The organism is Trichocoleus sp. DQ-U1 (assembly GCF_039961925.1).
In the GTDB taxonomy this organism is placed as follows: domain Bacteria; phylum Cyanobacteriota; class Cyanobacteriia; order Cyanobacteriales; family FACHB-T130; genus FACHB-T130.
In genome coordinates, this window is record NZ_JAMPKB010000028.1 from 20,022 (window position 1) to 33,438 (window position 13,417).

The 13,417-nt window shown below is 47.9% G+C and carries 14 protein-coding genes; 11 read left to right on the plus strand and 3 right to left on the minus strand.

Going from position 1 to position 13,417, the window contains the following annotated elements:
- Positions 1-69 precede the first annotated feature (69 nt).
- Positions 70-1,800, minus strand: coding sequence for an ABC transporter permease (locus NDI34_RS13655; protein WP_348232920.1), 1,731 nt, complete (start codon positions 1,798-1,800; stop codon positions 70-72).
- Positions 1,801-1,906: 106 nt separating this feature from the next.
- Positions 1,907-2,857 carry an ABC transporter ATP-binding protein gene (locus tag NDI34_RS13660; protein WP_348232921.1) on the minus strand — a complete coding sequence of 317 codons (951 nt, stop codon included), beginning with the start codon at positions 2,855-2,857 and terminating at the stop codon, positions 1,907-1,909.
- A 909-nt stretch (positions 2,858-3,766) separates the two neighbouring features.
- Here NDI34_RS13660 and leuB point away from each other — a divergent pair.
- The 11 genes from leuB (at position 3,767) to NDI34_RS13715 (ending at position 10,852) form a co-directional block, all read left to right on the plus strand.
- Entirely contained in the window at positions 3,767-4,858 is a 1,092-nt protein-coding gene (gene leuB, locus NDI34_RS13665) for a 3-isopropylmalate dehydrogenase (protein WP_190427273.1), read from the plus strand.
- A 103-nt stretch (positions 4,859-4,961) separates the two neighbouring features.
- The gene (locus NDI34_RS13670) at positions 4,962-5,225 is read left to right on the plus strand and encodes a hypothetical protein (RefSeq protein ID WP_190414298.1); all 264 of its coding nucleotides are present in this window, start codon (positions 4,962-4,964) and stop codon (positions 5,223-5,225) included.
- A gap of 87 nt (positions 5,226-5,312) precedes the next feature.
- Positions 5,313-6,134 carry a prepilin peptidase gene (locus tag NDI34_RS13675; protein ID WP_348232922.1) on the plus strand — a complete coding sequence of 274 codons (822 nt, stop codon included), beginning with the start codon at positions 5,313-5,315 and terminating at the stop codon, positions 6,132-6,134.
- 54 nt (positions 6,135-6,188) lie between these two features.
- Entirely contained in the window at positions 6,189-6,401 is a 213-nt protein-coding gene (locus NDI34_RS13680; protein WP_190414294.1) for a hypothetical protein, read from the plus strand.
- 42 nt (positions 6,402-6,443) lie between these two features.
- Complete coding sequence (gene accD, locus NDI34_RS13685; RefSeq protein WP_190414293.1) at positions 6,444-7,382, plus strand: acetyl-CoA carboxylase, carboxyltransferase subunit beta; 939 nt, start codon at positions 6,444-6,446, stop codon at positions 7,380-7,382.
- A gap of 72 nt (positions 7,383-7,454) precedes the next feature.
- A complete protein-coding gene (locus tag NDI34_RS13690; protein ID WP_190414291.1) occupies positions 7,455-7,649 on the plus strand; it encodes a translation initiation factor IF-2 N-terminal domain-containing protein in 195 nt (64 codons plus the stop codon).
- A gap of 179 nt (positions 7,650-7,828) precedes the next feature.
- Positions 7,829-8,320, plus strand: a complete 492-nt coding sequence (gene psbV / locus NDI34_RS13695) for a photosystem II cytochrome c-550 (protein WP_190414289.1) — start codon at positions 7,829-7,831, stop codon at positions 8,318-8,320.
- Positions 8,321-8,397: 77 nt separating this feature from the next.
- Positions 8,398-8,889, plus strand: a complete 492-nt coding sequence (gene psbV2 / locus NDI34_RS13700; protein WP_190676646.1) for a photosystem II cytochrome PsbV2 — start codon at positions 8,398-8,400, stop codon at positions 8,887-8,889.
- A gap of 138 nt (positions 8,890-9,027) precedes the next feature.
- Positions 9,028-9,447, plus strand: coding sequence for a plastocyanin (gene petE / locus NDI34_RS13705; protein WP_190414285.1), 420 nt, complete (start codon positions 9,028-9,030; stop codon positions 9,445-9,447).
- 157 nt (positions 9,448-9,604) lie between these two features.
- Complete coding sequence (gene petJ / locus NDI34_RS13710) at positions 9,605-9,937, plus strand: cytochrome c6 PetJ (protein ID WP_190414283.1); 333 nt, start codon at positions 9,605-9,607, stop codon at positions 9,935-9,937.
- A 189-nt stretch (positions 9,938-10,126) separates the two neighbouring features.
- The gene (locus tag NDI34_RS13715; protein WP_190414281.1) at positions 10,127-10,852 is read left to right on the plus strand and encodes a rhomboid family intramembrane serine protease; all 726 of its coding nucleotides are present in this window, start codon (positions 10,127-10,129) and stop codon (positions 10,850-10,852) included.
- Between the two features lie 228 nt (positions 10,853-11,080).
- Here the strand turns inward: NDI34_RS13715 and NDI34_RS13720 are convergent, their stop codons facing one another.
- Complete coding sequence (locus NDI34_RS13720) at positions 11,081-13,261, minus strand: lipopolysaccharide biosynthesis (protein ID WP_348232923.1); 2,181 nt, start codon at positions 13,259-13,261, stop codon at positions 11,081-11,083.
- Positions 13,262-13,417: the final 156 nt, after the last annotated feature.

Genomic DNA, 13,417 nt, shown 5'->3' on the forward strand with positions numbered 1-13,417 from the left:
TCGAGGCAGAAAACGGGTTTTTCTAGATTTAGTTTTTCTGTGTCTGCATCGATTCGAGCGATCGCTTCTCTACAAGCCGTTAGCAGGCAAAGAGGGACGATTGGACATCAGCGATTTCGACGCGGACTCGCCCGCTTGTCGCAACTGTCGTGCTGTCTGAATACTCAACAAGCTGAACATTAGCCACTGACCCAGCACTGCCAGACCTAGGCTAGTCGCAGCAGCATCTTTGACAGCACCCCAGGCGAAGACGGAAAACAGCCATACACCAGGGATTTTAGCGGGAGAGATTGATAGTAAGCCGAACACAATCGGCGGCAATATAATCAATCCAGCCACTGTACTTGCTGCCCAGAGCGATCGCTTCGGCGTCTTCATGAACAGCATTAGCTGAGCAACACCTGCGTAAATCAAGATTAAATTGACACTCAGCAGGATGGTCGCCAGCGCTGATGCTTTATACGCACTTGCAGGCCAAAGGAGTATCCAAGGCACCATGATAGTTGAAGCAATCAGTAAATTCAGTGCCACTGCTCCCACTGAAGGGCTTTTTTCCCCCCAAACCAAATCCTGCACCAAGTTTTTCACGCGAGAAGATGTTTTCTCCCGTCGGTAACGCGCCCAATCCTGCAAAACTTGGCGGTGAGGCGACAACGCCGCCATCAGACACAAGAACAGCGGCAAATTTAACAACAGCAAACCACCAAAATTATCAAACAGTCCGCCTGGTATAGATTCTGGATTATCTGCGCGCCATTTGGGTAGGGTTAGGGCAAATCCCAGAACAGCCACTTCAAAGCAAGCCGTCATTATATAACTCTGCCGTTTGCTGAGGAGAGTCGTACTGGGATTGTGAAAGCAACGCTTCATCCCTTGCCAAAACCATAAAGTTCCCACCGCATAGTTCAGCACGCTAAAGCCGATGACATTCCAGATGCTGGTACCTAGAGGTAAGTAAAACCATTTCCAGGCTTCCAGTTGCGCCATTCCCATTGACGTTGAATAGGCACTTCCTTGAGAACTGGCATTAATGAGGTATGCCAGCACAATTGAAGGAGAAAATAGATGCAGCCAATCTAGGGGGGAATTATGGATGATTGTGCTGCTGTTAAGGCTCAAGCCAGTCATGAGGGTCAGAAACATCAGCACGATGCCACTGCCAATCCAAGACTGAAATCCACCGAGTCCACCAGCGACCAATCCATAAAGTAAGGCGGCGCTGTAGATGCAAGCGGCGCTGGCAACCACGACACCATAAAAGCCCAGAATGAGGACTAAAGGAATTTCAGCCGACAGACCCGCCAACAAATGCAAAGGAATCGCCAGACCGGCTAGGAGATAAAGTAAAATCGGCACTCCCAGCAGCTTACCGCTGAAAATACTGGTTGTTGACTGGGGGCTGAGGCGAATGAAATTCAGCGTGCCGCGATTTTCTTCCCGCGATAGGTCGCTAATTAGCATATAGGTGCCAGCCACCAAGACGGTCAGGAAGCCAATAACACTCAGCCAGACGAACACATCTAGCCACCACAATTGCCAGTTAATAACAATATTGCCAAGGGGGTCTAGAAGGCATTTCTGCCCATAACCAGGGCGATAGTCTAGGCAATATCTACTGTAGATATCGCCCGTACCCGTATCAACCGGCAGTTGAGTCGCGAAACTCATCAGCAGTAGCATTTGACCCATCAGCGCGATCGCTACTGCAATTAATACATTTCGGGGTTTAAGACGCCCTTTAATTTCTCGTAACAGCTGGGGATTCCAATCTCCCAGCCGGTCGCTCCAATTAATTTTCATCACTAAAAAATCTCCAGAATTAAATTCAGTGCTGAGTGAAGAGTAAGCATTGTTAATAACTCAGTCCAAAGCCTTCAGTCCTCAGCCCTCAGTCCTCAATCTTGTCTTATGATGCTTGCTGGTGTCCCAGCTTCAGGAAAATGGTTTCCAAGTCTTCCTGAGTGCAATGAAATTCGGTCAGAGGAATGCCAGATTCAACAAGCGATCGCAACAACTTAGCACAATCTTCCTGACCCCCAGAAAAGTAAAGGCGCACTCGCTCTTGTCCCGCCATCACCTCCAATTCTTCGACTAAAGGATGGTTTCTCAGCTTTGATACAAGTGACTCTAGCTTACCCAACGTAGACAAGAAAATTTGCTGGCGGCTGAGGCGGCGGCGAAGTTCCTTGAGTGGCGAACTTTCTACGAGAAAGCCGAGTTCCATGATGCCTACTGAGGTGCAAAGTTCCTCTAAGTCGCTAAGGACGTGTGACGAAATGACAATCGTCATCCCGGCTTCCTGCAATACTTTGATGATTTCCCGAAACTGCATCCTGGCAAGAGGATCTAATCCGGAAACGGGTTCATCCAACAGCAGCAAAATCGGTTCGTGAATAATTGTCCGCGCCAGACTCAGGCGCTGTTTCATCCCCCGCGAGAGAGTGGCAATCATGCTATTGCGCTTACCCGTTAGCTGCACCAGTTCTAAAACTTCCCGCAGGCGCTGGCTGCGGTGTGGTTCTCGCAAGCGGTAGAGACGCCCAAAATAGTCTAGGTAGTCCCAGACTGTCAAATCGTCGTACAGGGGGAAGTCATCAGGTAGATAGCCGAGTCGCCGCTTCAGGGTAGGGTTGCTGTGATCGCGTTGCAGGCGATCGCCATTAATATAAATTTCACCTGTTGTTGGCTCTTCAGCCGCCGCCAACATCCGCAGCAACGTTGTTTTACCGGCTCCATTCGGTCCAATTAGTCCATAGACTTCACCAGCTTTTACCTGTAAATCAATATCATTAACTGCAATATGTCGATCGAATTGCTTGGTGAGTCCACAAGTTTGAATTGCCAGTTCTTTTGCCATAGCTGCTGAGGGTTGACTGTAAGATGGCTTGCTTGAGTGCTAGCGTAGCCTTTACCTACAGCATTTGCCACGAGCGTTTCTGAAATTTAAACAAGATTGCAGAACCGATTAGCCTTGTAATTCCTTAATTTGTCCCAATTAGGATAATTTCAGGGGGATCAGACATTTTACTATTTGGTTCAGCTAGCACCTTCAAGCATAGAAGGCTCTTACAAGAGCGATCGCACTTTTGGCTCTGTGTCAATGCCGTTCGTTAATATTCGGATGCTCTGTTCTTCCAATCCTCAAATAGCACGCCTGTAATCTTTAATAATTCTCTGCAAGCATTTTAATTAATTTTATTTAATAAAGCTTACTGTTTTTTTGGACATTCACAACTCCAATACATTACATCATTTATTGAAAAAATATTTAATAAATTTGCTTGCGAATCAGCCTTAGATATTTTATTCTTTCATCTTGAACTTTCTTACTTGCAACTATTTAATAAATTCAAAAGAGGTTCAAAAGCCAGTTAGTAAAAGACACGAGTCCTAAATCAACTTCGACAATGGCACATAAATCATCCGATATCGAGCTGATAAAATGCTGAAAAATAGTATTGGCATTTTATAGAGACGAAGCGATTCGAGCGGCAATTTCTCCTTGTTAGCAGCATTGACTGAATGCTTTGCCCATTACATTATGGATGGTGTTATAACCAACTTCTCAGACATCCCGCTCCTAGCTGCCCTCACCGCCTTCTTTTTTGGCAGAAAGTTAGCAATCAGAGGAATTGCTGGTATTCCCGCACCTATTTAGGTCTAGCTGGGCTTTAGCTCTAGCTGGGCAGATTGTAACTGAATCTGAACGTTTTTCAGGTACATTTCCCCTGTATGATTAATAACTCGCAAGAGTTTTGAACAACCTATGACACAGCAGAACTACCGTATTACCCTACTTCCCGGCGATGGCATTGGCCCTGAAATTATGGCAGTAGCGGTAGACGTGTTGAAACTTGTCGGGAAACAATTTGAGATTCAGTTTGAATTTCAAGAAGCCCTTGTGGGGGGTGCGGCGATTGACGCTACGGGAGAACCGCTACCCGCCCAAACGTTGGAAACATGCCGCAATAGCGATGCTGTTTTACTCGCTGCTATTGGCGGTTATAAGTGGGATAACCTCCCTCGCCATCAACGCCCGGAAACGGGTTTACTAGGACTCAGGGCTGGTCTTGGCTTATTCGCCAATTTGCGGCCCGCCAAAATATTACCCCAGTTAGTGGATGCTTCGTCCTTGAAACGGGAAGTGGTCGAGGGCGTTGATATCATGGTGGTGCGCGAATTGACTGGTGGTATCTACTTTGGGGAACCGAGAGGAGTTTTTGCTACGGAAACAGGCGAGAAGCGCGGCGTCAATACAATGGCTTATACGGAATCAGAGATTGACCGGATTGGGCGAGTAGCCTTTGAGACAGCGCAAAAACGTAGTGGAAAGCTATGTTCGGTGGATAAATCAAATGTGCTGGAAGTATCGCAGTTGTGGCGCGATCGCATCACTGCGCTCTCTAAAGAATATCCAGATGTGGAATTGTCTCACCTCTATGTAGACGCCGCTGCTATGCAACTTCTTCGCTGGCCTAAACAATTCGACACAATTGTGACAGGTAATCTATTTGGTGATATCCTGTCTGATGCTGCCGCTATGCTTACTGGCAGTATTGGAATGTTACCTTCTGCCAGTTTAGGTGCATCTGGCCCCGGTGTCTTTGAACCCGTCCACGGTTCTGCCCCCGATATCGCTGGGCAAGATAAAGCAAATCCGCTGGCGCAGGTTCTGAGTGCAGCGATGATGCTGCGCTACGGCTTAGATCAGCCTGCTGCTGCCGACAGAATTGAGCAAGCGGTGATGCAAGTTCTGGAGCGCGGCGATCGCACGGGTGACATTATGTCTGAGGGGATGAATCTTTTAGGGTGCAGTGCAATGGGCAATGCATTAATCCAAGCACTAGAAAAGCCTTAAGAAAATTTCATCCTCAACTGCAACAAAAATTGGTATACCTATTGCAGTTTGCAGGAATTGCACGGGTAGATTATAGACTAGCTCAAATAACAGGGGTAGACGAGTGGTTTACGCTTCACAGCAACGGTTAGAAAATCGGACGGAAAGGATAGATATCCCCGTGTTGCTAGACCCCAGCATCGTCAGAGCAGCTCGACAAATCTATCGGACTTACTCGGAAGTCCATCCAGACCGTATGCAGCGCCCTCTAGGGGTGGCAATCGATCGGTATACCTATCGGGGCAAGCTGATTTTTGCAGGCAAACCGATTCTGTTGCCGCAAGAATGTTTTGTGCCTTTTAGTCAAATTGAGTCGGAAATATATTAGTGATTAGTCTAAATTGTCCTTAGTCATGAGTCATGACCCACTACTAATGACCCATGACTCATGACCCGTGACTGATAACTAATTGCTATGGATGATTTGATGGCGTTGCCTGCTGCTGCGATTGTTTTTGCATTGGGTGCCTCAATTGGCAGTTTTCTCAATGTGGTAGTTTATCGCTTGCCAGCAGGTTTATCGATTCTTTGGCCCCCTTCTCGTTGCCCACAATGCCTGCATCGACTGGGTAAAGGTGAAAATGTCCCAATTGTCGGTTGGCTGCGGTTACGAGGGCGCTGTCGCCACTGTAGAAGCAAGATTTCCGGGCGCTATCCACTGGTAGAAGCGGCAACAGGGATGTTGTTTTTGCTAGTTTTCTTGACGTTTGGCATTTCGGTGCAAACGCTAGGATATTGGGCTTTTTTTAGCTGGTTGTTAACACTATCGCTGATCGATTTAGACACAATGACATTGCCCAATCCACTTACTCAAACCGGCTTAATTTTGGGTTTAGTGTTTCAGGCGATCGCCGGTTTTCTGCCAGCAGCAAGTTGGGCAGAAAGTGCAAATCATTTGATGTCAGGCATTGTGGGTGGTGTAGTCGGAATTTGGTTGTTTGACATCATTGCTTTTGGGGGAGCGATCGCTTTTGGACGAGCGGCAATGGGTGGAGGAGATGCTAAACTGGCGGCAATGATGGGAGCCTGGTTGGGCTGGAAGAATTTGCTACTGGCTGGGTTTTTGGCTTGTGTAGTGGGAGCCTTTGCCGGTGGGGGAGCGATCGCGCTTGGCTGGCTTGACCGGCACCGCCCCATGCCGTTTGGTCCCTTCCTAGCACTGGGAGCGCTTTTGGCAGCTTTTTGGGGTGAGGCGATTTGGTCTGCTTACCTGCAACTCTTTTTCCCCCTCAATTAACGCATTCCCCCTGCCCTGATTTACCGCAATACTGCCGTATTGTAAGATATTCCAGTGTCTTGGATTACCCTAAAAACAAATTGCGCTCGCTGGGAAGCTGAATTAATGCAGCAAATGCTAGCGGCTCATCAAATTCCTAGTCGGATTCTCGACCTCGGTGTGGCACCTTATTTTGGTGCGGGGAGTCCTACTGCCTTACAGGTGCGATCGCAGGATCGGTGGGCCGCTCTGCTATTATTGAGTCCGATTCAGGAAGAGCAAGCTTAAAGCGTAGGAAAATCATTTTAATAAGAGGAATTAACCGTTTTCATGTCTCTATTTGATTGGTTTGCAAATCGACGAAAATCAGAGCCAATTAGTGAACAGCGGCAAGAGCGTGAGATTGCGGATGGGCTGTGGACAAAGTGCGAGGCATGTAGTGTCCTTGCTTATACCAAAGACCTCCGCTCAAACAATATGGTTTGCCTGGAGTGCAACCATCACAACCGGGTGTTCAGCGATGAACGCATCCGCCAGCTGATTGATGCCAATACCTGGATGCCGTTGGATGAACAGGTGTTTCCCACCGATCCGTTGAAGTTCCGCGATCGCAAACAATATTGCGATCGCTTGCGAGAAACTCAAGACAAAACTGGCTTGGTGGACGCCGTGCAGACAGGAATGGGGCAATTGGAAAACTTGCCTGTCGCCCTCGGTGTCATGGACTTCCGCTTCATGGGCGGTAGCATGGGTTCTGTCGTCGGAGAAAAAATTACCCGCCTGATTGAACGAGCTACCTGGGAAAGAAAGCCGGTCGTGGTTGTCTGTGCCTCCGGCGGTGCCAGGATGCAGGAGGGAATGTTAAGTCTGATGCAAATGGCGAAAATCTCCGGAGCCTTGGAGCGTCATCAAGAAGCCAGACTGCTGTATATCCCGGTTCTCACTCACCCTACAACAGGCGGTGTCACGGCTTCTTTTGCCATGTTGGGAGACATCATTCTCGCAGAGCCAAAAGCCACAATTGGCTTTGCAGGGCGTCGCGTAATCGAACAAACCTTGCGAGAAAAGCTCCCCGATGATTTTCAAACTTCTGAGTATTTGCTCCAGCACGGTTTTGTAGATGCCATTGTGCCCCGCACTCAGTTAAAGAAAACCCTAGCCCAACTCATTCGGCTACACCAATTTCTCCCCCCTGCACCGCCCCCCGTTCCCCTGTCAGAAACGATCGACTCCGAGCGTCCAGTTTCTAGATTGATCCCAAGCAACTAGACAGGGAAGGGAAAGCGACCGCAAGAGTGGGATGATATTGATATTAGAGCGGTTCAATCTCTCTCAATCATCATGGGTTTTGCAGACCTGTCCATTGCCGAAATCGCAGCAGACTATAACCTCCCAGTAGAGGAGGTTTTCAAGCTGTGCGAACAATTGGGAATCGCCTATAAAACCCAACAGAGCCGTCTGGCTCTGGAGGATGCCAAGGCCATCATTTCTAAGATTCTGTCTCAAAAGCAGGGATCGGGCACGGACGGAGGGTAAAATTAATCCCGACCAACTATCCTGAGTCCCAACAGTCGATTTTCCTTTTTGGCAATCGGCTTGCTTCTTTTTGTCCAGATGATTGGTTGAGAAGCCTGCAACTTAGGGGTCGGCTTACTAAGATTGAGTCCAGCTGTGTTGTGGATCAAAAACTCGCACCAAATTTCTTAAGGAGAACCATGCTTAAGCGATACATAAGTCTGGCTTTAGCCACTGTAATTTTCACCTTCGGATTGCTTGTCACTCAGGTAATGGCAGTCGAACTAACTGACGAAGTTCGCACTGTAAAATTAAACGATCGAGGACAGCAGGTGACATTAAACCTAAAACAAGTCGCCGAAGGCAAACGCCTATTTAACTATGCCTGCGCTTCGTGCCATGCTGGGGGCGTTACCAAGACTGATTTCAACGTCGGTCTAGGTCCGGACGATTTGGCTGGGGCAACCCCACCGCGCGACAACATTGCCGCTCTGGTGGATTATATGCATCATCCCACGACCTACGATGGGGAAACTGCAATCTCTGAAGTACACCCCAGCATAGAGAGTTCCGATATTTATACGGTGATGAGAAATCTCACAGATGATGACCTGTTTAAGATCGGCGGTCATATCCTTCTACAGCCGAAAATCCTCGGCGAACAGTGGGGAGGCGGTAAAGCCGTGCGCTAAGTAAAATTATGAGTTATGAATTTTGAATGCATTCATAACTCATAATTTTTACATTTTGTCAATCTGTAACACGGTCAATGCTGCGTCAATTCTTCTCACTTCGCCGTTTATTTTTGATTTTGGGCATCTGCTGGGGCGTCTGGATGGTGAGTTTACCGGCTCAAGCCGCAGCCTCCTACGTTCGGCAGTACCTGCGAGTTACCGAACCAATTTCCCTAGACTTAGATGGGCAAGGTCAGACTCGCCAGTTTTCTGTGGAAGATTTCTCGGCAGGGAAGCAGTTATTTGAACAACACTGTCTAAATTGTCATGTCGGCGGTGCTACCCTGCCAAATCCAGCCGTGTCTTTGTCCCTGAAGGACTTGAATGGTGCCACTCCACCCCGCGACACCATCAACAGCATCGTGGCTTTCCTTCGACAGCCGATGACCTACGACGGGAGCGAAGAAAGCTTTTGGTGTCGTCAAGTACCGGAAAGTTGGATGCCGCGACAGGAGGTGGAAACGATAGCAGCCTTTGTTCTTAGAGCCGCGCAGGTAGCACCGGGATGGGGTACAAATGATTTCTGATCTTCGTGCCGATTCATGATGCATCTGCCAATGCCTCCGATTGATAGAAAGCAAAAATGCTTTAATTTTCTACAGAATGTAAGCGTTAAAGCTAAAATACTACTAAACAAAATTAATTGACAATTTTGGGAGGAAACGATGAGATTGAGAATGGCAATTCCACGAAGCTTAGGTTTACTAATTTGCACAATTCTGCTAGTAGTCTCTAGCTTTGTGTTGTCAGCTTCTCCTGCATCAGCAGAAACCTATACGATTAAAATGGGCACAGATGCCGGGATGTTGAAGTTTGAACCGGCTAAACTCACAATCAAGCCGGGTGACACAGTAAAATTTGTCAATAATAAACTAGCTCCCCATAATGCTGTTTTTGATGACAAGGGAGTGCCAAACGGAGATAAAGCGCTGGCTAAGGATCTGTCTCACACCAAGTTGCTAAACTCTCCAGGAGAATCCTACGAAACGACTTTCCCCGCTGACACACCACCAGGCACCTATACCTACTATTGTCAACCTCACAGAGGCGCTGGGATGGTTGGTAAAATTACCGTCGAGGGTTAATAGAATCGTTCCTTTAGGCTGGCAATTCAATCATAATCACCCTTGAGGTTTAAGATTTCTTCTCCTCTTTGGTGATAGAAAAAGCCTTGAAGAAGCTTAGAATAGTTCTGCAAGGCTTTTTTTTATGACTGTACCTGTTAAGAAGAGGAGAATCAAGTTGAGGAAACTGTTATCGGTTTTACTGTTGACGATTGCGGTGTTGACAGGTGCCTTAACTCGCCCAGCCAATGCAGCTGATACAGTCAGTGGTGCTAAAATTTTCAGCGCTAACTGCGCTGCTTGCCATGTGGGCGGCGGTAACGTGATTATGGCTAATAAAACTTTAAAGAAGGATGCCCTAGACAAGTATGGGATGTACTCGATGGATGCCATTGTCAACCAGGTAATGAATGGTAAAAATGCTATGCCAGCCTTCAAAGGACGTCTGAATAAACAGCAAATTGAGGATGTTGCTGCCTATGTCATGGAAAAGGCTGCACAGGGCTGGTAGTCTGACAATAATTTCTTCATGCACCATGATTAAACCCCTCTAATGTCCCTAGAGGGGTTTATTTATTGCCTCTACCTTCTCACCGAGAGCCTCTCATACTAGATATCTATCCAGAGGTGAAAAGACAGCTAGGAAGAAATTAAGTTATGTTGTTTCCAGCTTTTGCTTGGATAGTTAGGAAAGACGCCTGTGGTTCCTTTACGTGATGATAATCCTACACGCCTCACTCCGTATGTCACTTATGGACTGATTGCTGCGAATATTTTGGCTTTTATATATGAGTTGACTTTGGCTCCACAACAGCTGGAAGGTTTTTTTCGCCTTGCCGCTGTGGTTCCTAGAGAGTTATCTGCTAGCTTTAGTGGCATACCCGTGAATCAGCCGGTACCGGAGTGGCTGACACTGGTGACATCGCAATTCTTGCACGGCGGGTTTTTACACCTTGCCGGTAATATGCTGTTCCTCTGGATTTTTGGCAATAACGTTGAAGACAAGCTGGGTCACGTTAGGTACTTAATTTTTTACCTGACTTGCGGGATTCTAGCGGCTTTAACTCAGTGGTATTTTTCAATGAACTCTGGCATTCCTTCCTTGGGGGCCAGTGGCGCGATCGCGGGTGTCTTAGGAGCCTACATTCTCAGATTCCCTAATATACAAGTGCTAACATTAATTCCTCTGGGTATCTTCTTCACCACGATTCGCGTTCCTGCTGTTTTCTTCCTCGGTTTTTGGTTTGTTCAGCAGGCTTTTTATGGTGTTGCGAGTCTGAATGCGCCTGCGAATATTGGTATGGAGCAAGGTGGAGTTGCCTATTGGGCACACGCTGGTGGCTTTGTTTTCGGGGCAATCTTAGCACCGCTGTTGGGATTGTTTTCTTCCAATTCGGACAATCATCCAGAACAGCAAACTTTTTAGCAAGCGGTTCTTGGCGGAACTGCATATTTTGAAAATCAGGAAAACAGGAAAAGCCGTCACTTCTTCTCCTGTGCTACAACCAAGAATCTAAACTGGTTTTTTTAGACGCTTTACAGCTTGGTTTTTTACGAATGGCTAACTGCTCATTACCTTTCTACAATGGGCGGTTAGCCATTTGTCATTAGCGGTTTCCATCTGGGACGGATATCCAACCCAGATTTGCGATGATTAGCGCTTAATGTACTCATTTGGCACTTTTTCTGACCGAGAAGGGGAAGGTTCTAATTCTTCTTCTTCTTCTTCTTCTATGTCGGCTTCAATGTCCTCATTGTTCGCGCTGGGAACCTGTACTGGCGTGTCTACCGCATTGATGAGCGCTCCCACCAGTGGTAGTTCTGCTTCGGTCAATTGATCGACTGCCTCTACCAAAATACTCTCCTGGGTGAAACCGGGTCGAGTCACCAGCACGATACCATCGGCGTAGGGTTCCAATAGGAGAGCATCGTTGCACCGGCTTAAGGCAGGGGTATCGAGAATCACCAAGTCAAAACGACCTCGCGCATCTTCGATCAGCCGCCTGAGTTCGCTGGATTCTAAAATGGCAGCAGCATTACGTACCGGGCCGGGACTAGGCACCACGTATAGGTTCTCAATATCTGGAACTAAACGGATACACTCACTTAACTGAGTGTAGTACCGTAGGGGTTCTAGACTAGCACCCGGATCGGGAGAGACTTTCAGGAATTTGGACTCAGAAGGCGATCGCAAATCAGTTTCTATCACTAGAGTGCGCTTGCCAGCACAAGCCGATGCGATTCCAAGGTTATAAGCATTGACTGTCTTACCCTCTTGGCTAATCGTGCTGGTCAATAACACAACTTTCAAGGGTTGATCGCTTGCTCGCCGCAGATTGCTGCGGAAGCGTTCGTAATACTCGTGATAAACAGAATCCTGCTGGAGCAGAACTGGCGTTTCGCCCAATTGCGGATCTTGGAGGGCAACGAAAGGCACTTCACCCAGCACCAGCACATCCCGTTGTCGTAGTGCCGCCCGCACTTCCTCGACCGTGTAGAACGTGCCATCCAGCATCGCTAACAGGAAAATCAATCCGCCACCCACTAATACCCCGACCAAAGCTCCCACGGCTACCGTTATCGGTAAGCTTTGACTCTTCTGCTCGCTAGCGGCGACTTGTGGCGGTTGGGCAATGGTGAGACTGCTAACCGTCTCGGCTTCTGCTGCCTTGGCATCTACTAATGCCACCTGCATCTTATCGTACAGACCTTGTTTGAGCTGAACCTGCTGTTGTAGTCGGGCTTGATCCAGCTGTTTATTGGGGATTTTTACATATTCAGCACGGAGTTGCTGCTCGGTTTTGCGACTAGCCTGTAGTTGCTGTTGCAGCGTTTCGCGCTGGGTTTGTAAAGCTACCAGCGTGTTTGCCATACCTTGCCGCGTGGGGTCGAGGCTGCTGTCTCTCCGAATTTGGCTGGGGGGCAAGGGTGCTGCTACACCGCCTCCACCCATCACCTCCGATGCTCGCGACGATAGCAGTTCATTGTAGGCTGTTAACTGTTTTTTCAGCTGAATGATTTGAGGATGCTCCTGCCGCAAATCCCGGCTGAGAATTTGCAGTTGGGTTTCAGTTTGATGGATTTGCGATCGCAAGCTGTTAATAATTGGGTCAGCACTCAAGGCAGAAGACGTGTAAGCTTCAGCCGCCGTCAAACCCAACTTGTTTTGCAGACTGCGAATTTGGGTGTCAATTCCCTCCAAAGTCATCTGAAGCTGACGTTGCTGCTCTTGGCTACCAGAAATTGCACCCAGTGTCCTCCCATCCTGAGCCGCAACCAGTGCAGGTCCCTCCTGGCGGATATACTGCTCTAGTCTCTGTTGCGCCTCTTTAAGTTGCATCTCAGCAGGAGATAACCGGGCACTGATGGAGTCAATAATCGCTCGTAGCCGGGAGCTGTTAATCAAACGGCTCTGTTCCACCATTCCCTGCATTAGCGCTTCCAAGGTAGCACCCGCCCGCTTCGGGTCGCTATCGCTGTAAGAAACTTGAATAACCTTCGGTCCGTCCTCCTCCGGCAGCTTTATTTTCGCATTTTTAGCAATTTGTGCTGTGTCTGCTTTCACGCGCGTTGCTGCTGCTTTGACCACATTCTCTGCTAGCAGCGTATCCTCATTCAGCTCTTGACCCTGCTTTTGAATCGCTTGCGTCGTCGTTGAAAATGGTGCAATCGGCCCGTTATAAGCCAGCACCCCTGTGGCCTTGAAAACAGGAGCTGGTGCTGGTTGTATACCCATGACGGCTGACGCACCGATAATGATAGTAAAACCAGCTAATCCAATCCATTTATGTTGATCTAGGGCGATCAGATAACGCTTAACAATAGGAGGAGTCATGGTCGTTTTTGGGCCTAGGGGCTAATGAGGAAATCAGGAGTAGAAACAAGTAGAAATCAAAAGTTCACGCTAAATATTTTTCTTATTTTGCTGCTTTGGCTTGATATTTTCTAACATTTATTTTCTTAGATATTTTTGGTTTCAGGTAGCATTTAT